The sequence below is a fragment of the Rhodothermus marinus genome (genome assembly GCF_009936275.1).
Lineage (GTDB): Bacteria > Bacteroidota > Rhodothermia > Rhodothermales > Rhodothermaceae > Rhodothermus > Rhodothermus marinus_A.
This window is the reverse complement of sequence record NZ_AP019797.1, coordinates 3,252,441-3,276,144: the sequence shown is the minus strand read 5'-3', so window position 1 is coordinate 3,276,144 and position 23,704 is coordinate 3,252,441. Positions and strand designations below refer to the sequence as shown.

Sequence of the window (23,704 nt, the reverse complement as noted above, 5' to 3'; positions counted from 1 at the left end):
TGTAAACGTACCGGAGTTGATGATGGAAACGGCCACGCGAGCCATGTCGCTCTCCGCCTTTGACGAACGGCCGCCGCGCGTGCTCATCGTCGATGACGAAGATGATATTCTGGCGCTGCTGGCCTACAACTTCAAACGGGAAGGCTTCGAGGTGGAACTGGCCCGTGACGGCGTCGAGGCGCTGGAGAAGGCCGCCCGGTGGCAGCCGGACGTGATCATCCTGGACATCATGATGCCGAACATGGACGGGATCGAGGTGTGCCGCCGCATTCGGCGCGACGCCCGGCTGCGTACCACGCCCATTCTGATGCTCACGGCGCGGACCGAGGAGGAAGATCAGATTCAGGGGCTGGAAATCGGCGCCGACATGTACGTGGGCAAGCCGGTGTCGGTCCCGGTGCTGCTGAGCCAGACCCGGGCGCTGTTGCGGGGTGCCCGGCGCTACGAGACGCCGCCCGATCTGCTGCGCATCCACGATCTGGAGATCGATCGCGACCGTTACCTGGTCTATCGCGACGGGCCGGAAGGGCGCGAAACGGTGCGCCTGCCCCGCAAAGAATTCGAGCTGCTCTACTTTCTGGCGGCCCATCCCGGCAAGGTTTTCACGCGGCAGGAGCTGCTCGACGAGGTGTGGGGACGGGACGTGTACGTGGTGGACCGGACCGTGGACGTGCACATCCGCAAGATCCGTGAAAAGCTCGGGAGCCACTATATTGAAACGGTCAAGGGCGTGGGCTACAAGTTTCGTGAGTAGCGCGTAATGCCCGCACGACAGCTCCGTCGCCTTCGTCCGGGGCGGCTGGCCTGGAAGCTGGCCGCCTACAGCGTACTGCTGGCCCTGCTGCCTGCGCTCTTTGTGGGGTTGCGCGTGGAGCAACCCTGGCTGCGGCTGGGACTGCTGCTGCTGATCTTCGGCGCCAGCGTGTTCGTCGCGGCGGCCTACCTGATCATGCCCCGGCTGGCACTGGCCCGTGAGCTGCTCCGTCAGATTCGCCGTCGCTCGTTCGAGAACCTGGAACTGGCGCATGTGCCGCAGGGCGACGAGCTGAACAGCCTCATCTGGCAGGTCTATCGCACAGGGCGCACGCTCGAAAAGGAAATCGAGGAACTCAAACGCATGGAAAACTACCGGCGTGAGTTTCTCGGGAACGTCTCGCACGAGCTGAAGACACCCATCTTTTCGATCCGGGGCTTCACCGAAACGCTGCTCGAAGCCGATCCGGGCGACGAGGCCACGCGCCGCGCCTTTCTGGAAAAGATCCTGCGCAACGCCGACCGGCTGGCCAATCTGGTGCGGGATCTGACGGAGATCTCGCGGCTGGAGACTGGCGAACTGCAACTGCAGCCGGTGCCGTTCGAACTCCCGGCGCTGGTGCGCGAGGTGCTCGAGTCGATGGAGCCGCTGGCGGCCACGCGCCAGGTGTCGCTGCGGTGCTGCGCGCCGGAGCACCTGCCCCGCGTGCTGGGCGACCGGGAGCGGCTGCGCCAGGTGCTGATCAACCTGGTGGACAACGCGATCAAGTACAACAACTCCGGCGGCTTCGTGGAGGTGCGCCTGCAGGAGCAGGACGGGAGCGTGCGCGTGGCCGTGGTGGACAACGGCATCGGCATTGCGCCGCAGCATATTCCCCGGCTGACCGAGCGTTTCTACCGCGTGGACCGCTCGCGCTCGCGGGAGCAGGGCGGCACCGGGCTCGGCCTGGCCATCGTCAAGCACATTCTGAACGCCCATCAGACGCGTCTGGAGATCGAAAGCACCCCGGGCAAAGGCTCCACGTTCGCCTTCCGCCTGCCGGTTGCCCGCTGAAGACGACTTGCCTTTTCCAGGCGAGGTTCGTATCGTCTGAAAGGAATGCCGGTCTCGCGTTGAAGTACCTGCTTCTTCCATATCGTTCGGTGCGAGGCGAGGCGTTGTCGCTGCGGCGATGCCTCGTCCGGCGGTGGCTTGGCCGCTGCAAGCCGCAAGAATGACCGTCGCGTGTGCACGTCGGCCGGTGATGTCGGCTTTTTAGCCCGCCGTACTTTCCCCTGAAGCAACACGAATATCGTCTTCCAACCAACGAACGGGTCTATGGAACTCTCGCTGCTGAACCTGCTCCTTGTGCTGGTAGCCGCCTGGCTGGGGGGATTGCTGGCCACGCGGCTGGGGTATCCGTCGGTGCTGGGGGAGCTGCTGGCCGGCATGCTGCTGGGGCCGCCGCTGCTGGGCGTCCTGCACGGAAGCGAGGCGCTGGCCGTGGTGGGAGAGCTGGGCGTGCTGCTCATGATGCTCTACATCGGGATGGAGATCGATCCCCGGGAGCTGGGGCGCGCGTCCAAAGGCGGCGTGCTGGCGGCGCTGGGCGGGTTCATCACGCCGTTTGTGGCCTGTTACCTGATCATCTATTACGTGACGGGGAGCGCCTACGCGGCGATGTTCGTGGGCGTGGCGGCCGGGGTGACGTCGCTGGCCACCAAGTCGCGCATTCTGGTCGATCTGCAACTGCTCGACACGCGCATTGCGCACGTGATGATGGCCGGGGCGCTGATCGCCGATACGCTGTCGCTGTTGATCTTTGCCGGGATCATCGGCGTGGCCCAGTTCGGAAGCGTGTCGGTGATGGACCTGGCGCTGGTGGGCTTGAAAGCGCTGGCTTTCTTCGCGGTGGCGGCGCTGGTGGGGCTTAAGCTGATCCCGCGTTTTGGCGTCTGGCTGCAACGCTACGCGCCGGGGCGGACCGTCAGCTTTCTGCTGATCGTCGTGCTGGCGCTGCTGTTTGCGGAAGGGGCCGAGCTGGCCGGGCTCCACGGCATTCTGGGCGCCTTTCTGGCCGGGCTGTTCCTGCGCGAGCGCACGCTGGGCCGTACGCTCTCGAAAGACCTGATGGACCTGGTGCGCGACGTGTCGCTGGGCTTTCTGGCGCCGATCTTCTTCGTGACGGCCGGCTTCGAGGTGACCTTCGACGTTTTCCAGCAACACCCGATCCTGCTGGCCGGGGTGATTGCCGCGGCCACAGTGGCCAAGATCGTCGGTACCGCGCTGTTCTACCTGCCCACCGGATACGGCTGGCGCGAAGGGGTCGTCATCGGGGCGGGCATGAACGGTCGCGGCGCCGTCGAGATCATCATCGCCCAGATCGGCCTGTCGATGGGCATCATCGACGCCACGATTTTTTCCATTCTGGTCTTCATGGCCATCTTCACGACGGCCACCGTGCCGGTGCTGCTCAAGCTGGGCGTGGACTGGCTCAAGCGGCGAAATGAGCTGGTGCGTTCGGACCACGAGCGGCGCGGCGTGCTGATCATCGGCGCCGGGGCGACGGCGCGGGCTCTGGGCCGGGTGCTGGCCCGCTCGCAACCGGTGTGGGTGGTGGACCGCAACCCGCAGCTCTGCGCCCTGGCCGAAAGCGACGGGCTGCAGGTCATCTGCGGCGATGCGCTGGACGAACAGGTGCTCGGCGAGGCGCAGGCCGCGCACGTGCGCACGTTCATCGCCATGACGGCCAACGCCGAGGTGAACGCGCTGGCCGCGCAGCTGGCCCGCACGGTCTTCTACGTGCCCGAGATTCACGTGCTCTTCAGCGGCGGCGACGAGGCCGAGCACCAGAGCCTGCTGGCGCACCTGCATGCCACGACGCTGTTTGCCGGGCCCGTTTCGCTGGTGGCCTGGGACTACCGGATCGAGCAGGAGCGCATCGTGCGCAGCAAGGTGCCGGTCGAGCAGCCCATGTCGGCCGGCCGCTTCTTCCAGGCGTTGCAGGGACCGCGTCCGGCCCTGCCGCTGGCATTGCTACGCGGCGATCGATACCTGCCTGTGCACAGCGGGCTGACGCTGGAGCCCGGCGACGAGGTGATCGTGCTGCAGGCGATGGACGTGCCGGCGATGCCGCGTGATCGGTTCGATCACCTGGTGGCGCAGGCGCCGGTGCTGGATCTGAGCCGCCAGCTCTCGCTGGAAGAGTTCTTCCGGGTGGCGGCCGAGCCGCTGGCGGCCCGTCTGGGCCTGGAGGCCGAGGTGCTCCAGCGGCGCTTTCTGGAGCGGGAGGCGCTCAGCAGCACCGTGGTGTTTCCGGGCGTGGCCATTCCGCATGTGATTGTCGAAGGCCGCGGTCGCTTTGAGCTGGTGGTGGCCCGCTGTCGCGAAGGACTGCGCTTTCCCGATCAACCGGAGCGCGTCTACGCCGTGTTTGTGCTGGCCCGCTCCGAAGACGAACGCACCTTCCACCTGCAGGCGCTTTCGGCCATCGCGCAGATTCTGCAGCGTGAGGACTTCGAGCAGGCCTGGCTGATGGCACCCGACGCCGAGGCGCTGCGTCGGCTCCTGCTCGAAAGCGAGCGGCGTCGCCTGCCTATGCCGGCCGGTTCGGAGCCGGACGAAGCCTTACCGGAAGCGTGAACGACTGAATTCCAGAACACAAATGCCGGATAATATGCAGGAGCGTGGTTCTCGTATTACGGATCGCCTGTTTCGTCCCTTTCAGGAGTTCTTTCACACCGAGGCGGCCAGCGGCACTCTTTTGTTGCTCAGTGCCGTGATCGCGCTGGTCTGGGCCAATTCGCCCTGGGGCGAGACGTACCGGGCACTCTGGGAGATGAAGTGGACCATCGGCCCCGAAGGAGCGGCGCTTTCCAAGTCGCTGCTCCACTGGATCAACGACGGGTTGATGGTGCTGTTTTTCCTGCTGGTGGGCCTGGAGATCAAGCGGGAGCTGCTGGTGGGCGAGCTGTCGTCGCCGCGCAAGGCCGGACTGGCGATAGCCGGGGCGATCGGGGGCATGATCGTGCCGGCGCTGCTGTACCTGACGCTCAATGCGGGCGGCGCGGGCGAGCGCGGATGGGGAATTCCGATGGCCACCGACATCGCCTTTGCGCTGGGCGTGCTCGCCCTGCTGGGGCGCGGATTGCCCGTGGGGTTGCGCGTGTTCCTGGCGGCGCTGGCCATTGTGGACGATCTGGGGGCCGTGCTGGTGATCGCGCTGTTCTACACGGCCGATCTGTCGGTAGGTGCGCTGCTGGCGGCCGCCGTCGTCTGGGGGTTGCTCTGGGCGTGCAACCTGCTGGGCGTGCGCCAGCTCTGGGTGTACGGTCTGCTGGGGGTGCTGCTCTGGCTGGCCGTGTTCAAGTCGGGCGTGCACGCCACGGTGGCCGGCGTGCTGCTGGCCCTGACGATTCCCGCCCGCCGGGAGATCGACGGCGCGGCGTTTCTGCGCGAGGTGCAGGGGCTACTGGACGTATTCCGTAAAAATCCGGGCACGGGTCGGTTGCTCAGCGCGGACCAGCGCGACGCGGTCTATTCGCTGGAGCAGGCCTGCGAGCGGGTCGAGGCGCCGCTGACGCGCCTGGAGCACGGACTGCATGGCCTGGTCGCCTACGGCATCATGCCGCTGTTTGCGCTGGCCAATGCGGGCGTGGTGCTCGGGGGCGACAGCGGGCTCAGCCTGACGCACCCGGTCACGCTCGGGGTGGTGCTGGGGCTGCTGCTTGGCAAGCCGATCGGCGTGCTGCTGGCATCCTGGCTGGCGGTGCGCCTGCGACTGGCCGAACTACCGGCCGGCGTGACCTGGGGCCAGCTGCTGGGTGTGGGATGTCTGTGCGGCATCGGGTTCACGATGGCGCTGTTCATCGCCGGGCTGGCTTTTCCTACCCCGCTGCTGCTGGATCAGGCCAAGCTGGGCATTCTGGGCGCTTCGCTGCTGGCCGGGCTGCTCGGCTGGGTGTTTCTGGCAAGGGCACGAAAAATTCAACAGGCCGAAGCCCTTTCGGAGTGAAACATGAAGAAAGCGTGGGCCGTTGGGCGGCCGGCTACTGTGAACCAGCCGGAACCGTTCTATGCTGGAGATCCTGCTGACGAACCTGCTCTCGCCCATCGTTCTGGCCTTTGCCCTTGGTATCATTGCCCAGCTGATTCGCAGCGATCTTTCGTTTCCCGAGCCGCTTTACCAGGCGCTTTCGATCTACCTGCTGCTGGCTATCGGGCTCAAGGGCGGGGCCGAGCTGAGCCACACGCCCTGGGCCGTGGTGATCTGGCCGGCGCTGGTGACGCTGGCGCTGGGCATGCTGACGCCGATCACGTCGTACGTGGTGCTGCGCAAGATCGGCCGCATGGACCGGATCAACGCGGCGGCCATCGCGGCGCACTACGGCTCGGTCTCGGCCGTGACGTTTATCGCGGCACAGGCCTTCGGGCAGCTTCAGGGCAATCCGGCCGAAGGGTTCATGCCGGCGCTGGTGGCCATGCTCGAAGTGCCGGCCATCGTGGTGGCGCTGATGATCGCCTTCACGCGCTCGAACCATCACGGCTCCTGGCGCGAGGGGCTGCACGAAGTGCTGGCCGGTCGGAGTGTGGTACTGCTCGTGGGTGGACTGGTCATCGGGTATCTGTCGGGTATGGAAGGGCTCAAGCAGGTGGAGCCCTTTTTTGTGAACGGCTTCAAGGGGGCGCTCACGCTCTTCCTGCTCGAGATGGGGCTGGTGGCTGCCCGGCGCCTGCGCGATCTGAAGAAAGTGGGGGCGTTTCTGGTGGGATTCGGCATTGTGATGCCCATCCTGCACGGCGCGCTGGCCGTCGTGCTGGGCCACTGGGCCGGGCTGTCGGTGGGAGGAAGTGCGGTGCTGGGCGCCATGGTGGCCAGCGCGTCCTACATTGCAGCGCCGGCCGCCGTGCGCATCTCGCTTCCCGAAGCCAACCCGACGTTCTACCTGACGGCTTCGCTGGGCATTACCTTCCCGTTCAACCTGACGCTGGGAATCCCGCTGTATTTTGCTCTGGCACAATGGATCGGAGGATAAGCCCATGCTGACGGTAACGCTCAAGCTGGTAACCATCGTGGCCGAACGCGTGCTGCAGGAGCGGCTGCTACGCGAGCTGAAAGAGCTGGGCGCCCGCGGCTACACGCTGACCGAAGTGTCCGGCGAAGGGTCGCGCGGCGTGCGCGCCAGCGAATGGGAGGGCCACAACGTGAAAATCGAAACGATCGTCAGTCCCGAGGTGGCCGATCGGATCATCGAGCACATTGCCGAGCATTATTTTCAGTACTATGCGGTGATCGTGTACGCCCAGCCGGTCGAGGTCGTGCGGGGCGACAAATACGTCTGAGCGAATGCTGCTGGCCGGCGTTGCCTTGCCATTCCTGGGGGAGCTGGTGGCGCTCGTGGTGACGAGCGTCCTGATCGCCTATCTGTGCTACCAGATCCGGCTGGTGCCGATCGTGGGGTTTCTGCTGGCCGGCGTGCTGATCGGGCCGGGCGTGCTGGGGCTGGTCCGCAACGAGACGCTCATCCAGAACACGGCCGAGATCGGCGTCATCCTGCTGCTGTTCACGATCGGCATCGAGTTCAAGCTGGACCAGCTCCGGCGCATCTGGCGCGAACTGCTCCTGGGGGGCGGGTTGCAGGTGGGGCTGACCACGCTGGTCGTACTCGGGTTGTCGCTGGCGCTGGGCATCGATGTGCGTGCGGCGCTTTTTACGGGCTTTCTGGTGGCGCTCAGCAGTACGGCGATCGTGCTGAGCGTGCTCAGCGATCGGCAGGAGACCGACACGGTGGTCGGGCGCCTGGCCGTAGCCATGCTGATCTTCCAGGATCTGGCCATTGTGGCCATGGTGCTGCTGGTGCCCGTGCTGGGCGGCGGGCACGGCTCGGCGCTTGAGACGCTCCGAGCGCTCGGCGAGGCGCTGCTGGTCGTGGGCGGCGTGCTCGTGCTGGCCCGCCGGCTCGTCCCCTGGCTGCTGGAACGCATCGCCCACACGCGCCGCCATGAGCTGTTTCTGCTGTCGGTGGTGGCCATCTGCTTCGGGACGGCCTGGGTGACCAGTCTGTTCGGCGTCAGCCTGGCGCTGGGCGCCTTTCTGGCGGGGCTGGTCGTCAGCGAAAGCACCTACAGCGAATACGCCCTGAGTGAGATTCTCCCGCTCAAGGCGCTGTTCAATGCCGTCTTCTTCGTGTCGGTGGGACTTTTGCTCGACGTGTCGTTCGTGCTCGCGCGGCCGCTGCTGGTGGTGGGGATCGTGCTGGGCGTGCTGCTGGTGAAGGTGCTGGCGACGGCGGCCGCCACGCGCCTGCTGGGTTACCCGATGCGGGTGGCACTGGCACTCGGGTTGACGCTGGCGCAGATCGGAGAATTTTCGTTCGTGCTGGCGCAGGCCGGGCGCGACGTGGGACTCACGCCGGCCGGGATGGGGGAGGCCGGCACGCAGGGTCTGCTGGCTGCGACGGTGCTGCTCATGGCCGCCACGCCGTTTCTGATGGCGCTCGGACGACGGCTGAACGTGCAACTGCTCCGACGCGAAGGAGCCACGCCCGAAGCGCCTCCGGAAAAAGCCGCACTCGAGGACCATGTGATCGTGGTGGGCTACGGACCGGCCGGGCAGCGTCTGGTGCGTGTGCTCCGGGAGACGGGCATTCCGTTCATCGTCATTGAGTTGAACCCGCACACGGTCCGGGCTGCCCGAGCGGAGGGCATTCCCATCCTGTACGGCGATGCCAGCCGCCGACATATCCTGGAGCATGCGGCCATCGATCGGGCCAAGGTGTGCGTGGTGGCGATCAACGACGAGGCCGCCACGCGGCGCATCGTGGAACTGGCGCGCTTTCTGAACCCGACGCTTCAGATCATCGTGCGCACGCGCTTTCTGCGGGATGTGGAGCCGCTTCAGCGGGCCGGTGCCGACATCGTGGTGCCCGAGGAGCTGGAAACGTCCGTGCGTATCTTCACGCAGGTGCTACAGGCCTACTTCGTGCCGGAGGATGAGATTCAGCGGCAGGTGGCGGCCATCCGCTCGGGCGACTACCGGATCTTCCGGGGCAGCATTCAGGAAGCCCACCTGATGGTGCTGCAGGGGCTCGACGAAGAGGGCCTCCACACGCGGGCCGTCGTGGTGCGCGAAGGCGCACCGGTGGCAGGCAGGACGCTGGCCGAACTGAACCTGCGCCAGCGCTACGGGCTGACCGTGCTGGCCGTGCGTCGGGGCAACCGGACGATCGGCAGTCCCGCCGGCGACTTTCGCATCGAACCCGGTGATCGGCTCGTGCTCATCGGGCTGGCCGATCAGTTCGCCCGCTGCGCCGACCTATTCCGCCCGCCGCGTCCCTCGGTAGCGGAAGCTTAGGCGCTGGTTGCCGTCTGATCAGTGGTGTACGTCGGCAGATAGTCAGCCGGGACGGGTTGCACGTGGAAGATAAGACGGGCGCTGCGGTCGTAAGTGAAGTAGTTCCAGGCCCAATTGATAAGCACCTGGAGCCGGTTTCGGAAGCCGATGAGCTGGACCAGATGAAGGGCCAGCCAGGCAAACCAGGCCAGCGGACCCGTCAGGCGCACGCCTCCTTTCAGCTCGGCTACAGCGGCATGGCGACCAATGGTGGCCATCGTGCCCCGATGATGGTAGCGAAACGGCTCGGTCTCCTGCCCCTGCAGCAAACGCTGAATCTGCCGGGCGACATGTCGTGCCCCTTGGATTGCTACCGGTGCCATCTGAGGATGCAGGCGTCCTTCTTCGTCGCGGCTGGCGGCCAGGTCGCCAATGACAAACACGTTCGGATAGCCGGGCACGCGCAGGTCTGCTTCTACTTCGATGCGCCCGCCGCGCGTCTGCGGCAGCCCCAGCCGGTCGGCCAGTGGGCTGGCGCGTACGCCAGCGGCCCAAATGACCGTCCGTGTAGGAATGCGTTCGCCGCTCTGCAGGTAAACAGCTTCCGAAGTGACCCGGGCCACCGGATCGCCCAGATGGAGTTCAACGCCACGCTGGCGAAGCTGCTGGCGGGCGTACTGCTGGAGCCGCTCATCGTAAGTGGCCAGGACCGTATCGAGCGCCTCGACGAGTAGCACCCGGGCCCGATTCATAGGCAGATGCGGATAGTCTTTGCGGAAGACCAGCTCGAACCATTCCACCAGGGCCCCTGCCATTTCGATGCCGGTCGGCCCTCCTCCTACCACTACAATATTGAGCAAGCCTTCCCGGATGCGTTCCGGATGGCGATCGGCTTCCTCGAATTGGCGGATAATGTGGCTGCGCAGGGCAATGGCATCTTCAAGGGTCTTCAAGGGAAAAGCATGTGTCGCAGCGCCGTCAATGCCGAAGTAATGGGTAACTGCGCCGGTGGCCAGCACCAGATAGTCGAAGCCGATGCGGTCGCCATCTTCCAGCAGCACCGCCTGCGCGTTCCAGTCGACGCCCACCACCGTCCCCATGACGAAGCGGAAATTGCGGCGTCCCTGAAAGATGCCGCGCACGGCGTGGGCAATTTCTTCCGGCTCCAGGCCCGCCGTGGCCACCTGGTAGAGCAGCGGCTGGAAGGTGTGGTAGTTCTGGCGGTCGATCAGCACCACTTCGACGGGGTCACGGCGCAGCGCCCGCGCCAGTGTCAGCCCGCCAAAGCCGGCGCCCACGATCACCACCCGGGGACGATCCTGTGCCATAAGCTGCACGAATTTTTTCGCTGTGAGCAGTACTTTATCAAAAGCAAAAGTTCAGCCAGTTAGAAGTTTCTCCGTGTGGCTGGGCGTTACAGGATCTTTTCGCCGGGTCTCGTATCTTTGAAAAGAAGTTTCGGGTGAACCGACATGAGAGGATTGCTGGAGCGACTGCAGAGGTGGCTGCAACCGGCCGAAACGACGGCGCCGGAGACAACCGAGACGCTGGAAATCATGCGGCACCTGACGGACCTTCCGGTCCGTAATGCCGCGCTCTATGAACAGGCGCTGACGCACCGCAGCGTGCTGCGCGGGCAGCCCGACAGTCATCTGCATTCGAACGAGCGGCTGGAGTTTCTGGGCGACGCCGTGCTGGGCTTCGTTGTGGCGGCCTATCTGTACGAGCACTTCCCGGATCGCAACGAGGGCTTCCTGACCCGGCTTCGGGCCAAGCTGGTCAATCGCGAGGCGCTGGCGCAGGCCGCCCGTCGGCTGGGACTGAGCGCGCACGTGCGGCTGAGTGAAAACATGGAGCGGGCCGGCGGACGGGACAACGATTCGATTCTGTCGGACGCGTTCGAAGCGCTCGTCGGGGCGATCTATCTGGATCTGGGGTTGGAGGCCGCGCGCGCGTTCGTGGAGCGTGCGCTGCTGGCGCCGCTCGATCTGGAGGCGCTGGCCCGGCGGCCGGACAACTACAAGAGCCTGTTGCTTGAATTCGCCCAGGCGCGGGGGTGGCCGCAGCCGCGCTATCGCGTGGTGGCCGAAGAGGGACCCAGCCATGCCCGGACCTTCACCGTGGAGGCCTGGATCGGCAACCGACGGCTGGGTCGGGGCACGGCTGGCAGTAAGAAACAGGCCGAGCAGCAGGCCGCCCGGGAGGCGCTCGCCCGCCTGCAGGCGACCGAAACGGTCGAGGAAGACGGCACCTGAGGTTCAGCGGGCAGGGCGGTAGAACTGAATCACGCCCCAGTGACCATTTGTCATCCACTCCGGGTCCTGCGCGGCGACTTCGCGGATGCGCGCTTCGTCGAGTCCCACCACCACTTCGGCTTTGAGCGTGCGCAGCGCCAGCAGCGGTGCCGGAAAGTACGCTACCACTTCGGCAAAAGGCGTCGTAAAGGGCCAGTGGGCGTCGTCCACCAGGCGGCGGTAGTTGGCGTCGCCTTTGGCGATGACCAGGTCGGAGCGGGCCAGATCGGCCAGCGGAAGCTTCGGGAAGGCCCGCATGGGCAGCGGACAGTTCCAGATGAAGCTGTCCGAAAGGCGAAGACGTCCCGCCGCCAGATAGCCACGCAGGCGTTCGGTCAGAGCGCGGGGAGCGGAATCTGGAGCGGCGGCTAGCATGTCGAGCGTCTCCAGCACGTCCGCGATCATCGCGTCGGAGACGAACGTGGGGTGCGCCTTCAGGTGCAGTACGACGGTGTGGGCGTAGCCGGCCGCCAGCAGGCCATCGACGAGCACCAGGTCGCACAGCAGCTCGAAGCCGGCGTTGTCGGCCAGCAGGTCGATGCGGGCCGGTGCCACCGCTTCGAGGTGGGCCAGCAGCGCGTCGGTGTCGTCGGCCAGCAGGTGGGCCGTTTCCCGATCGGTGCCCAGGTGACGGGGCGCTTCGTCGGCCGACCACATGCTCAGGTCGATCTGATTGCCCCAGAGCGCCGTACGTACCAGCAGGGGCAACTGGGCGCGGGCCAGCTCCGGCTGCGTGGCCCGCTCGTTGGCGGCACGGGCCAGCACAATCACGGCCTCGGCGGCCGGATCCAGTGCTTCCGTTTTCTGCTTCCGAAACGGATCATGCAGATAGGTAGGACCGGGCTGGAAATAGCCGGTCGCTTCGAGGATGCGCCGGTACAGGTAGTGTTCGGTAAAAAGCCAGGGTGCCGAGGCCCAGGTTTCACCCAGATGTGGGGCCACCCACTCATCCCAGAGCGGCAGATCCGGGGCGCCCGGATCCTGAATCGGACGGATGGGGCCGTCCGGCAGCTCCCGGTGCAGTGCCCACAGCCGCTCGTTGACCGCTTCGGGAAAGTCGTTTTCGCGAATCGTCTGGGCCACAATGCGCGGCCAGCGCTCTCGAACCGTGCGTTCGGCAAACGAGTCCGGATCGGTACCCCGCAACGGCGGCGGAACGACAACGGTTACGTTCATGCGCACCCACATTGATTGAAATTTTCTAGAGGCATACTTTACCCGTAGTTTTTCGGTCAGGTGCCGGAATACTTCTGAAGAATCCGCCAAACCTGAACTCGAACAGGCGTTCAGACATTTACCGACCGGGTTTTGATGAAGTGGAGCACAACGCTATGGCTATCGATCTGTCTTTTACCGATCGGTTCGTAGAGCGGCACATCGGCCCTTCGCCGACGGAGATCCAGGAGATGCTGCAGGCGCTGGGCCTTTCGTCGCTGGAGGAGTTGGTGGATCAGACGATCCCGGCGTCCATTCGCACGCAGCGGCCGCTGGCGCTTCCGCCGGCACTCAGCGAGGCCGAGTTGCTGGCGCGGTTGCAGGAACTGGCGGCAAAGAACGTCCCGTTCCGCTCGTTCATCGGGATGGGCTACTACGACACGATCACGCCGCCGGTCATTCAGCGCAACGTGCTGGAGAATCCGGCCTGGTACACGGCCTATACGCCCTATCAGGCGGAGATTGCTCAGGGTCGGCTGGAAGCGCTTTTGAATTTCCAGACCATGGTCATCGACTTGACCGGGCTGGAGCTGGCCAATGCCTCGCTGCTCGACGAGGCGACGGCCGCCGCCGAGGCCATGATGATGCTGCATCGCGTCGCGCGTGATCCCGCTCGCAACACGTTCTTCGTCTCGGAAGCCTGTCATCCACAGACGATCGCGGTCGTCGAGACGCGCGCCGAGCCGCTGGGCATCCGTGTGGTGGTGGGGGATCACCGGACGTTCGAGCCGGGACCGGACCTGTTCGGGGCGCTCGTGCAGTATCCGGCTACCGACGGTGCCATCTACGACTACCGGGACTTCTGCGAGCGCGTGCACGCGGCCGGGGCCTACGTGGTGGTGGCCGCCGACCTGCTGAGCCTGACGCTGCTCGTCCCACCGGGTGAGTTCGGCGCCGACGTGGCCGTGGGCAGCACGCAGCGCTTCGGTATTCCCATGGGCTACGGCGGACCGCACGCCGCCTACTTCGCCACGCGCGAGGCTTTCAAGCGCCAGGTGCCCGGACGCATCATCGGCGTGTCGCGGGATGCCGACGGCAACCCGGCGCTGCGCATGGCGCTGCAGACCCGCGAGCAGCACATCCGCCGCGAAAAAGCCACTTCGAACATCTGCACGGCGCAGGTGCTGCTGGCCGTCATGGCCGGCTTCTACGCCGTCTATCACGGACCGGACGGCCTGCGCCGCATTGCCGAGCGCATCCACAACCTGACGCGCGTGCTGGCCGCCGGGCTGGAGCGGCTGGGCTACCGGCTGCGCCACACCCATTTCTTCGATACACTGCGCATCGAAACCACCCCGGAAGAAGCCACTCGCATTCGCGAGGCGGCGCTGGCCCGGCGCGTCAACCTGCGCTACTACGAGGACGGCACAGTCGGCCTGTCGCTCGACGAGGCCACGACGGCTGAGGAACTGGAGACGCTGCTGGACATCTTCGCGCTGGATCGGCCGCGGACGTTCACGGCCGCCGAGCTGGCCGCCGAAATGGAGCCCGGCTATCAGGGCCCGCTGGCCCGCACTTCGCCCTACCTGACGCATCCGGTCTTTCATCGCTACCACTCCGAGACCGAGTTGATGCGCTACATGCACCGGCTGGTCGGCCGGGACCTCTCGCTCGTGCACAGCATGATCCCGCTGGGCTCCTGCACGATGAAGCTGAACGCGGCCGTCGAACTGGCGCCGCTGAGCTGGCCCGCCTTCATGCGCGTGCATCCGTTCGCGCCGCCCGAGCAGGTGGCCGGCTATCGGGAAATGCTGAACGAACTGGAGGCCTGGCTGAAAGAGATCACCGGCTTTGCAGCCGTCACCTTCCAGCCGAATTCCGGTGCGGCCGGTGAGTACACGGGCCTGCTCATGATCCGGGCCTACCATCGGAGCCGGGGCGAGGGGCACCGCAACGTCTGTCTGATTCCCGCCTCGGCGCACGGGACGAATCCCGCCAGTGCGGTGATGGCGGGTATGCAGGTAGTTGTGGTGCAATGCGACGAAAACGGCAACATCGACCTGGAAGACCTGCGTGCCAAGGCCGAGGCGCATCGCGATCGACTGGCCGCACTCATGGTGACCTATCCGTCCACGCACGGCGTCTTCGAGCCGCACATCCGCGAGGTGTGCGACGTCGTGCATGCCTGCGGCGGTCTGGTGTACCTGGACGGGGCGAACATGAACGCGCAGGTGGGGCTGTGCCGCCCGGCCGAGTACGGCGCCGATGTGTGCCACCTGAACCTGCACAAGACGTTCGCTATTCCGCACGGTGGCGGCGGACCCGGCGCCGGACCCGTCTGCGTGGCCGAGCACCTGAAGCCGTTCCTGCCCGGCCATCCGGTCGTGCCGACCGGCGGTGCGCAGGCGATCGGTCCCGTGGCGGCCGCTCCCTACGGCAGCGCCAGCATACTGCTGATCTCCTGGGCCTACATCGCGCTGATGGGCGCCGACGGGCTCCGGCGGGCGTCGGAGGTGGCCATCCTGAACGCCAACTATCTGGCCCGTCGCCTCGAAGCGGGCTACGACATCCTGTACCGGGGACCGAACGGCCGCGTGGCGCACGAATTCATCGTGGACCTGCGGCCCTACCGGCGGCAGGGCGTCACGGAAATCGACGTGGCCAAGCGGCTGATGGACTACGGTTTCCACGCGCCGACGGTCTCGTTCCCCGTGGTAGGGACCATGATGATCGAGCCCACCGAGAGCGAGTCGAAGGAAGAGCTGGACCGCTTCTGCGAGGCGCTGCTCTCGATCCGGGCCGAGATCGAAGAGGTGCTGCAGGGCCAGGCCGATCCGGAGCGCAACGTGCTCAAGCAGGCGCCCCACACGGCCACGATGGTGGCCTCGGACCACTGGGATCTTCCGTACTCCCGTGAGAAGGCGGCCTTCCCGGCGCCGTGGACGCGCACGCACAAGTTCTGGCCGGCCGTGCGGCGCGTGGACGAGGCCTACGGCGATCGAAACCTGGTGTGCGCCTGCCCGCCCGTGGAAGCCTACGCCGTCTGAGCGGGCTCAGGAGCAGGGGCGCGATTCGGACGCGGCCAGGGCCCGCTGGCGGGCCAGCAGGCGCGTCTGGCGGCCGGGCAGTTCCTTCCCCAGGAACGCTTCGAGTTCGAGCGCCAGCTCGGCCACGCGGCGGTAGTCGATCCCCGTGCGCACGCCCATGGCCTCGAGCATGTAGACCGTGTCTTCGGTGGCGATGTTGCCCGTGGCGCCGGGGATGAAGGGACAGCCGCCCAGCCCGCCCAGCGAGGTGTCGAAGCGCGTGACGCCGCACTGCAGGGCCGCCAGCACATTGGCCAGCCCCATGCCGCGCGTGTCGTGCAGGTGCAGCACGAGCGGCGTGTCGCCGATCTCTTCGCGCACGGCCTCCACGTACTCCTGAATCTGAACGGGATGAGCCATGCCGGTCGTGTCGGCCAGCGAGAACGACTCGAGGCCCAGGTCCACGAATCGGCGGGCCAGCTCACGGATGCGCTGTAGCGGCGTGTCGCCGGGCTGTTTGTAGCCGAAGACGGTCTGGAGTCCGAGCTGCGGCTGCATGTCGTAATGATGGGCCAGGCGGATCATGGCCTCGGCCTGACGGACGGCCTCGGCCACGGTCATGTTCGCGTTGGCCAGGCTGTGCTCGTCGTGCGTGGCGATCGACAGATCCACGTAGCGAAGTCCGGCCGCATGGGCCCGCTCGACGCCCTTCACGTTCAGGGCCAGTCCGGAAAAAATCACGTCGTCCCGGTCGGGCAGGCGGCGGCAGACCTCCTCGGCGTCGGCCATCTGGGGAACCCACTTCGGGTGCACGAAAGAGGTTACCTGAATACGGCGCACACCGGCCGCAACGAGCCGCTCGATGACGGCCACCTTACGCTCGGTGGGGATGAAGGTCGGCTCGTATTGAAAGCCGTCGCGTGGACCGACCTCACAGATCGAAGCGCTTTCGGGAAGCTGCATGGGCATGGTCCGTTTCGGATTCGTGCAGGCTTTTTGGGAAATAAAAAGCCGAACCCTGCAGGGGGTTCGGCGGAAAAATAAGCCACGCGGCGGAAAATCTATACGGCCATGCGCGCGGTCGCCAGCAGTTCGCGAAATTCCTTCAGACGCGGGATGCGGACTTCAGCTCCGCGCTCCTGCAGCAGATCGCTGAAGAAGGCGGCCATCGCCTCGCGTTCTTCCGGTGTGGCCGTACGGGCGTCCAGCAGGCGCGAAAGCTGTCGCCACTGGGTTTCGGCAATGCGACCGGTCAGGTAGTAGGCGAACAGGCGGGCCAGTGCCGAACCGGCAAGACGTTGTTTCGTGGCGCGCATGGCTTGCAACCGGTTGGGTTCTTCCTTTCGTTCTTCACGAAGTCTAAACAAAATTCGGGCCGAAAATCCATCAGGCTTCCGAGCGTGCCCGGTGTCTAACCGCGTCTACGGTTGGGTGTCCGAACCGGTTGCGCCGTTACGCAGCGCGTCGATCAATTGCCGGACCGCCTGTTCGATGGAAAACACCTGTTTCGGCTCAAAGCGAAAGCTCCGGTGGCGCCAGTCGCCCCGGCTACCGGGTACGGGCTCATACTGCTGTCGGTAGAAGTCGGGACGCCGGGCCAGATCGGTGAGCGCCTCGACGGCCGCGTCGATGTCATCGGTCGTGTTGTAGAGGCCCAGCGAGATGCGCACCATACCCGGCTGCTCGCGGGGCGAGCAGGTGTCGAGGCAACTATCGGGCGCCCGGCCTTCGGCGTCGGCAATGCCCAGCAGCTGGCGGACGAACGGCTGGGCGCAGAAGCATTCGTTGCGAACGGCAATGCCGAAGTAGTCGTTCAGTGCGGCCGTGACCAGTCCATGCGGCAGGTCGTACAGGTTGAAGGTGATCACACCGATGCGTTCGGCAATTTCCAGCCGGTGGGAGCCGTAGATGTGCAGGCGGGGGATCCGGCTCAGCCGGTCGAGCGCGTACTGGGTCAGCCGCCGTTCGTCTTCGGCGATCAGGTTCATGCCGATGTGCTGCAGCAGGCGGAGTGTGGCGCCCAGCGCAATGGCCCCCGGCAGGTTGGGCGTGCCGGCTTCTTCGCGCTCGGGCAGGTGGGGCAGGATCTCGTAGCGGGTGGTGTCCACGAACGAGACGATGCCGCCGCCCACTTCTTCGGGCTCCTGGCCCAGAAACAGTTCCTTGCGTGCCACGAGCACGCCGGGGCTTCCGGGCGTGTAGATTTTGTGACCGCTGAGCACCACCACGTCGAGCGCGGCCTCCGGGTCACCCGGGTCGACGGCCAGCGGCAGGTGGGCCGCCGACTGGGCGGCGTCCACCACGACGTAAGCGCCCACGGCGTGGGCCATTCGGGCGATCTCATGGACCGGATTGACGATGCCCGTTACGTTCGAGGCGGCCGTAATGGCCACGTAGTTCAGCCGATCGGCGTGGCGGGTGATGGCTTCCTGCAGGCGGGCCATGTCGACTTTGCCGGCCTCGCCGTCCGGGTCTTTCTCCACAGGCACATGGACCACCCGGCCTACGTGCTTGCGGTGGGGCAGGTCGTTGGCGTGGTGCTCCATAATCGTGGTGATCACCACGTCGCGATCCGGGCGGCGGCGGGCCAGTACGCGCGCGATGCGGTTCAGGCAGGCCGTCACACCGTAGCCGCAGAAGATGGCCGTGTAGCGGTTGTCGGCCTGGAGAAAGTCGAGCACCGCCTGATGGGCTTCGGCGTAGAGCGCCGTCATGATGCGGGCGCCGAAGTGAAGCTGGGAGTGCGTGTTCGCGTAGTGCTGAAGCGCCTGGTGGGCAACGCGGGCGGCGGGCTCCCAGAGCAGGTTGGAGGCGGCGCTGTCGAGGTAGATCCGGCGGGCCTGACGGCCGTTGGCCAGGCGATAGGTAGTGTGCAGGCCCAGAAATCGGGTGCGAAGCGCTTCCAGCAACGCCTGACGCTCGGCCATAGTCAATCGGGGCTCGGCGGAAGCCAAAGTGCTTGACGTCGCCATGGGATTGTGTTTATCGTTAGCACATCAGCGGCCGATATTAGCATAAGATACGCCCTGCTTCTGAAACAAGTGCGGTTTACATGAAGCCTCCCGCGAAGGCGGAAACCGCCATCGTACACGTCGAGCCGCCTGCGTGGCTGCTGCGTACCTACCGGCTTCTGGGCTGGCTGACCTTTGTCATGGCCGTGGGTTTCTGGTTCGTGCATCGCGTGACCGATCCCACGGCCTGGGATCCGCTCTGGCTACGTCTGGTGATCGGGGGCGCGGTGCTGGCGGTGGTGCTGCTTTCCTACCGGATCGCCTGGATCCGGACGCACCTGGCCGCGGTCGCCTGCACGCTGACCTGGGCCATTTCGCTCTGGTTCGGGGTGCTGGCGCTGGTCAACCACCTGACGCCTAACTATGTGATCGACTATCTCTTTGTCTATGCAGGGACCGGGATCGTCTACGGGCTCGGGCTGCGGCGGCCCGAACCGCTGGGCGCCTACCTGGCCTTCGGGACGCTGCTGATTGCGCTGGGTAGCCTCTGGGTCCCGGATCCGGTGGTCTCGCCGGCGATTCTGGCAACGGCAACGGCCGGAATTGGTATTGCAATCTACCTGGTCCTGCGGACGCTGATGCAGCAGCAGGAAACGCTGGACGAGGCGCGCCAACGGGCCGAGGCGGCGCTGCAGTTCCGCAACACGCTGCTGTCGAACATGCACCACGAGCTACGTACGCCGCTGGCCGGCATCCTGGGCGCCGCGCAGATCCTGAACGAAGAAGCGCCGGAGGAGCTGCGGGAGTTCGTGCAGATCGTGGAGCACAGCGGGCGTCGATTGCTCCACCTGCTGACCAATCTGGTGCTGCTGGCCCGGATCGAAGCAGACCGGCTCCGGCTCAAGCCCGGCCTGGTTGATCTGCGCGAGGTGATGCATCCCATTCTGGAAGAGCTGCAGGAAGAGGCGCAGGAAAAAGGGCTGACGATCACCTGCAGTTGTCCGGAAAAGCCGGTCTATGTGTATGCCGACGCGGAAGCGCTCAACACCGTTTTTTATAACCTTGTAGAGAACGCGGTCAAGTTCACGCAGGAGGGCGGCGTGCACATCGAACTCCGGGAGCAGGACGATCGGCTGTATGTGGACGTGCGCGACACCGGTCCGGGCATCGATCCGGCCGAGTTGCAACGGCTTTTCCGGGCGTTCGAGCAGGGCTCGATGGGGATCAACCGTACACACGAGGGAGCCGGACTGGGACTGACCGTGGCGCAGCGGTTGCTGCACCTGATCGACGGCACGCTGACCGTCGAAAGTCGCGTCGGCGAAGGGAGCACGTTCACCGTGGGATTGCGCCGGGCACAGATGGAGGTGCGCACGCTGCGCCCGGAGCGGACCGCCGGTTGAGCGAATTACTTTTCGCTCGCAGCTTCCTTTTCCTGCTGATCGTCCAGCACGATCTCGCGTCGGAGACGGGCCACCGGAATGCCGAGCTGTTCGCGGTACTTGGTTACCGTCCGACGGGCGATCTTGAATCCCTGCCTGGCCAGCAGCTCGGCGATTTTCTGGTCCGAAAGCGGGTTGCGCTTGTCTTCCTGTTCGATCATGCGCTGGATGAGCGCCTTGACTTCCCGATTGGAAACCTCTTCGCCGCTTTCGGTGGCCAGTCCTTCGGAGAAGAAATACTTCAGCGGATAGACGCCGAAGTCGGTCTGGACGTACTTGCCGTTGACGACGCGGCTGACCGTGGAAATGTCCATTCCGATGCGATCGGCCACGTCTTTGAGAATCATGGGCTTGAGGTGGCCTTCGCCGTACTTGAAGAAGTCTTCCTGCAGCTCGACGATGGCCTTCATCACTTTAAGCATGGTCTGACGCCGCTGGTTGATCGAGTTGATGAACCAGCGGGCCGATTCCAGCTTGTTTTTGAGAAAAGCCCGGGTCTGTTCGTCCAGCCCATTGGTGCGCTTGCCTTTCTTCTTCTCGGCGGCCATCTGCTCGAGCATCTGGCGGTAGCGGCGCGAGATGCGGAGCTGCGGCGCGTTGCGGCTGTTGAGCGTGATGATGAATTCCCCGTCCTGGTAGGTGACGGTGAAGTCCGGGACGATGTAGTTCTGCTGGGGCGTTACGTCGCCGCCTTCGCCGGGCTTGGGATTGAGGTGCTGGATCAGGTCGTAGGCTTCTTTGAGTTCCGCTTCCGAGACGCCGAGCTTGCGCTGGAGCGCCTCGAAGTGCTTCATGGCGAAGTCCTTGAACGCCTCGCGAAGCATCCGAAGCGCCACTTCGCGACCGGGCGTGTCTTCGGGCATGGCCTCGAGCTGGACGATCAGGCACTCGCGCAGATCGCGGGCGGCAATGCCGACGGGATCGAGCCGCTGAATCTGCTTGAGCACCCGCTCGACGTCCTCCTCGGTTACGCTGACGCCGTAAGTGAACATCAGGTCGTCCACGATCGACTCGAGCGGGCGCCGCAGGTAGCCGTCTTCGTCGATCGAGCCGATGATCTGCTCGGCAATCAGGCGCTCGGTTTCGTTCAGGTCGAGCAGGACGAGCTGTTCGCGCAGGTGCTCGATCATCGAGGGACGGGCCGGGAGGGGAAGCTCACGCCGCTCTTCGTCTTCGTCGGTGCGGTCCACGCGCGCCTTGTAACCGTAAAGGTCGTCGACGTTGTTGAACAGTTCTTCCCAGTCGATTTCTTCTTCGATTTCGGTGGAGGTCGCTTCTTCGGCGGTTTCCTCTTCGGTCTCTGTCGTCTCCGAAGTCGCTTCGGCCTCGGCCGTTTCGGGCGTTTCGTCGAGGGCTTCTTCGAGCGGGGTTTCTTCCTCTTCTTCCGGGCCTTCTTCCAGCAGCGGATTGGATTCCAGTTCGGCCTTGATGCGCTGCTCCAGGGCTAGCGTGGGGAGCTGCAGCAGCTTGATGTACTGGATCTGCTGCGGCGAGAGCTTTTGCTGCAGCTTCTGTTCCTGCTTGAGTTTCAGCATGGCTCCGTCCCTCCCGTCAGGATTGGGCCGCCAGTCCGAGGAGCCGGCGGCGTTCGTTCCACAGGGTCCGAAAGCGTTCGTACCAGGCGCGGCCGTAGCGCAGCACCAGCGGCGCTTCCAGAAAATCTACCAGGCTGATGCCGCAGCGGGCGCCGTGCGCTCGGGCCGCGTCGCACAGCGGAATTTTTTCATAATGAAGAATTTCCAAGCCCTGGCGGCGTTCCACCCGAAGCGGGTACAGGTGGCAGGAAATCGGCTTGGGAAAGTCGATGCGCCCCTGCTCGTAGGCCTGCTGGATGGCGCAGCGGGCAATACCCGCTTCGTCATAGACGGCGAAGACGCAGGCGCCGTCCGAAGTGCAGCGGACGGCATAGCGGTCGGCCCCGACTTTCTCCCAGGGGCCACGGGCGGCAATGAGCGCCTGCGCTTCGGGGCGCAACGATGGCGCCAGCTCGGGCACGAGCGCCTCCAGCACGTAGCGCTCGCCCGGCTCCAGGGGGGCACCCGATTCGCCCTGCACACAGCAGCCGCCCCGGCACGCCTGCAGCTGACAGGCGAAAGGCGCCTCCAGGACGCTGTCGGAAATGAGTATGTGGTCAACCGCAAACATGATGCCTTTAACGTAGGGCGATTCGGGCGCTTTGTCAACGATCTTCGCGCTCTTGCGTTGTTATTTTTGCGGTAAACCCCGGCGGTGTCAGACCGTTGACACTATCGGTTTTATTTTGAGCCAGAACGCAAACCGTGAGAGGGCCGACGATGCGCGAACCCGGTCTACTGCGTCCGCTACCGCAGCACGCCGAAGAAGACTACGAAAAGGCGTTGCGGCCGCGCCGCCTTGAAGAATTTATCGGCCAGCCGAAGATCAAAGATAACCTGCGTGTGTTCATCACGGCCGCCCTGCAGCGGGGCGAGACGCTGGACCACGTACTGCTTTCCGGGCCGCCGGGCCTGGGCAAGACGACGCTGGCCTACATTATCGCCGAGGAGATGGGCGCCCGCATCCGCACCACGAGCGGGCCCGTGCTGGAAAAACCGGCCGACATTGCCGGGCTGCTCACCAATCTGAACGAGGGCGATGTGCTCTTTATCGACGAGATCCATCGGCTCAGCCCGGTCGTCGAGGAGTACCTTTACTCGGCGATGGAGGACTACCGGATCGACATTCTGATCGACAGTGGTCCCAATGCGCGGAGCGTCAAGCTCCGGCTGCCGCCTTTCACGCTCATCGGCGCCACCACGCGCAAAGGATTGCTGACGGCGCCGCTCCGGGCTCGCTTCGGCATCGAATTTCGGTACGACTACTATCGGACGGAAGACCTGCAGCAGATCGTGTTGCGCTCGGCGCGGATCCTCGGCGTCGAGATCGACGAGGAGGGCGCCTACGAGATCGCCCGCCGGAGTCGGGGCACGCCGCGCATCGCCAATCGCCTGCTGCGGCGGACGCGCGACTTTGCCGAGGTGAAGGGCGACGGCCGCATCACGCGCGAGGTGGCCCGCATGGCGCTGGAAGCGCTCGACGTGGACGAGGCCGGACTGGACGAAATGGACGTGCGCCTGCTCCGCACGCTGATCGAGAAGTTCGGCGGCGGACCCACCGGACTCAACACGCTGGCCGTGGCCGTGGGCGAAGATCCCGGCACGCTTGAAGAAGTCTACGAGCCTTACCTGATCCAGGAGGGCTTCCTGGAGCGCACGCCCCGCGGCCGCGTGGCGACGATCCGTGCCTATCAGCACTTCGGCCTGACCCCACCGGCCCGCACGGGTAGCCTGTTCGACTGAACTCAGGTGCCGGACGACTCATCGGCCGCACCGGCTTCGACGCTCTGCAGCGCCTGGCTGGTCAGGATGTAGTGTGCGGTGGCCGGGTTGGTGGCCAGCGGTACGTTGTGCACGTTGCAGGCCCGCATGAGCGTCTGAATGTCGGGGTCATGCGGGTGCTTGTCGAGCGGGTCCACGAAGAAGAACACGGCGTGGATGTCGCCGGTCACAACGCGCGCGGCAATCTGCACGTCGCCGCCCAGCGGCCCCGAAAGGAAGCGCCGCACGCGAAGGCCCACTTTTTCCTCCAGCAGTTTGCCGGTCGTGCCGGTGCCTACCAGCTCGAAGCGGGCCAGCAGGTCGCGGTGCTGCATGGCGAAGGCCACCATGTCGGCCTTCTTGCCGTCGTGCGCGATGAGCGCTATCGTGCGAATGGTCTCTTTCATGGCGGTTTTTCAGACTACGGTTTGCCCGG

General features: G+C 65.4%; 19 protein-coding genes. 11 read left to right on the top strand and 8 right to left on the bottom strand.

What is annotated here, in order from left to right; translation table 11 throughout:
* The first annotated feature begins 43 nt into the window (after positions 1-43).
* The 7 genes from GYH26_RS14335 to GYH26_RS14305 all read left to right on the top strand — a co-directional run bounded on the left by GYH26_RS14335 (position 44) and on the right by GYH26_RS14305 (position 9,086).
* The gene (locus GYH26_RS14335; RefSeq protein ID WP_161542229.1) at positions 44-754 is read left to right on the top strand and encodes a response regulator transcription factor; all 711 of its coding nucleotides are present in this window, start codon (positions 44-46) and stop codon (positions 752-754) included.
* 6 nt (positions 755-760) lie between these two features.
* The gene (locus tag GYH26_RS14330; protein WP_161542228.1) at positions 761-1,807 is read left to right on the top strand and encodes a sensor histidine kinase; all 1,047 of its coding nucleotides are present in this window, start codon (positions 761-763) and stop codon (positions 1,805-1,807) included.
* A 264-nt stretch (positions 1,808-2,071) separates the two neighbouring features.
* The gene (locus tag GYH26_RS14325; protein ID WP_161542227.1) at positions 2,072-4,375 is read left to right on the top strand and encodes a cation:proton antiporter; all 2,304 of its coding nucleotides are present in this window, start codon (positions 2,072-2,074) and stop codon (positions 4,373-4,375) included.
* Between the two features lie 34 nt (positions 4,376-4,409).
* Positions 4,410-5,747, top strand: a complete 1,338-nt coding sequence (gene nhaA, locus GYH26_RS14320; RefSeq protein ID WP_161542226.1) for a Na+/H+ antiporter NhaA — start codon at positions 4,410-4,412, stop codon at positions 5,745-5,747.
* A gap of 61 nt (positions 5,748-5,808) precedes the next feature.
* Positions 5,809-6,768: a sodium-dependent bicarbonate transport family permease gene (locus tag GYH26_RS14315; RefSeq protein ID WP_161542225.1), complete on the top strand. Its 960-nt coding sequence runs from the start codon at positions 5,809-5,811 to the stop codon at positions 6,766-6,768.
* A 4-nt stretch (positions 6,769-6,772) separates the two neighbouring features.
* Positions 6,773-7,075 carry a P-II family nitrogen regulator gene (locus GYH26_RS14310; protein ID WP_012845146.1) on the top strand — a complete coding sequence of 101 codons (303 nt, stop codon included), beginning with the start codon at positions 6,773-6,775 and terminating at the stop codon, positions 7,073-7,075.
* A gap of 4 nt (positions 7,076-7,079) precedes the next feature.
* Positions 7,080-9,086, top strand: a complete 2,007-nt coding sequence (locus GYH26_RS14305) for a cation:proton antiporter (RefSeq protein ID WP_161542224.1) — start codon at positions 7,080-7,082, stop codon at positions 9,084-9,086.
* On the opposite strand, the gene GYH26_RS14300 is transcribed toward GYH26_RS14305, so the two are convergent.
* Complete coding sequence (locus GYH26_RS14300) at positions 9,083-10,393, bottom strand: NAD(P)/FAD-dependent oxidoreductase (protein ID WP_161542223.1); 1,311 nt, start codon at positions 10,391-10,393, stop codon at positions 9,083-9,085. The two genes, GYH26_RS14305 and GYH26_RS14300, sit on opposite strands and share 4 nt — an antisense overlap.
* 144 nt (positions 10,394-10,537) lie before the next feature.
* Between GYH26_RS14300 and rnc the strand changes: the two genes are divergently transcribed.
* Entirely contained in the window at positions 10,538-11,320 is a 783-nt protein-coding gene (rnc, locus tag GYH26_RS14295) for a ribonuclease III (RefSeq protein WP_161542222.1), read from the top strand.
* A gap of 3 nt (positions 11,321-11,323) precedes the next feature.
* On the opposite strand, the gene GYH26_RS14290 is transcribed toward rnc, so the two are convergent.
* On the bottom strand, positions 11,324-12,535 hold the full coding sequence (locus tag GYH26_RS14290; RefSeq protein ID WP_242006462.1) for a damage-control phosphatase ARMT1 family protein: 1,212 nt from the start codon (positions 12,533-12,535) through the stop codon (positions 11,324-11,326).
* A gap of 155 nt (positions 12,536-12,690) precedes the next feature.
* On the opposite strand from GYH26_RS14290, the gene gcvP reads away from it, so the two are divergent.
* Positions 12,691-15,561: an aminomethyl-transferring glycine dehydrogenase gene (gene gcvP, locus GYH26_RS14285; protein ID WP_161542220.1), complete on the top strand. Its 2,871-nt coding sequence runs from the start codon at positions 12,691-12,693 to the stop codon at positions 15,559-15,561.
* Positions 15,562-15,567: 6 nt separating this feature from the next.
* Here gcvP and GYH26_RS14280 read toward each other — a convergent pair whose 3' ends face one another.
* The 3 genes from GYH26_RS14280 to GYH26_RS14270 form a co-directional block, all read right to left on the bottom strand.
* Positions 15,568-16,509, bottom strand: coding sequence for a hydroxymethylglutaryl-CoA lyase (locus tag GYH26_RS14280; RefSeq protein WP_161542219.1), 942 nt, complete (start codon positions 16,507-16,509; stop codon positions 15,568-15,570).
* 92 nt (positions 16,510-16,601) lie between these two features.
* The gene (locus tag GYH26_RS14275) at positions 16,602-16,856 is read right to left on the bottom strand and encodes a hypothetical protein (RefSeq protein ID WP_161542218.1); all 255 of its coding nucleotides are present in this window, start codon (positions 16,854-16,856) and stop codon (positions 16,602-16,604) included.
* Between the two features lie 105 nt (positions 16,857-16,961).
* On the bottom strand, positions 16,962-18,467 hold the full coding sequence (locus GYH26_RS14270) for an aminotransferase class V-fold PLP-dependent enzyme (protein WP_242006461.1): 1,506 nt from the start codon (positions 18,465-18,467) through the stop codon (positions 16,962-16,964).
* 125 nt (positions 18,468-18,592) lie between these two features.
* Between GYH26_RS14270 and GYH26_RS14265 the strand changes: the two genes are divergently transcribed.
* Complete coding sequence (locus GYH26_RS14265) at positions 18,593-19,894, top strand: ATP-binding protein (RefSeq protein ID WP_161542216.1); 1,302 nt, start codon at positions 18,593-18,595, stop codon at positions 19,892-19,894.
* A gap of 5 nt (positions 19,895-19,899) precedes the next feature.
* Here GYH26_RS14265 and rpoN read toward each other — a convergent pair whose 3' ends face one another.
* Positions 19,900-21,468, bottom strand: coding sequence for an RNA polymerase factor sigma-54 (gene rpoN, locus GYH26_RS14260; RefSeq protein ID WP_161542215.1), 1,569 nt, complete (start codon positions 21,466-21,468; stop codon positions 19,900-19,902).
* Positions 21,469-21,484: 16 nt separating this feature from the next.
* The gene (locus GYH26_RS14255) at positions 21,485-22,078 is read right to left on the bottom strand and encodes a DUF3109 family protein (protein ID WP_161542214.1); all 594 of its coding nucleotides are present in this window, start codon (positions 22,076-22,078) and stop codon (positions 21,485-21,487) included.
* 149 nt (positions 22,079-22,227) lie between these two features.
* On the opposite strand from GYH26_RS14255, the gene ruvB reads away from it, so the two are divergent.
* Entirely contained in the window at positions 22,228-23,250 is a 1,023-nt protein-coding gene (gene ruvB / locus GYH26_RS14250; RefSeq protein WP_012845134.1) for a Holliday junction branch migration DNA helicase RuvB, read from the top strand.
* Positions 23,251-23,252: 2 nt separating this feature from the next.
* Here ruvB and GYH26_RS14245 read toward each other — a convergent pair whose 3' ends face one another.
* Positions 23,253-23,675: a methylglyoxal synthase gene (locus GYH26_RS14245; RefSeq protein ID WP_161542213.1), complete on the bottom strand. Its 423-nt coding sequence runs from the start codon at positions 23,673-23,675 to the stop codon at positions 23,253-23,255.
* Positions 23,676-23,704: the final 29 nt, after the last annotated feature.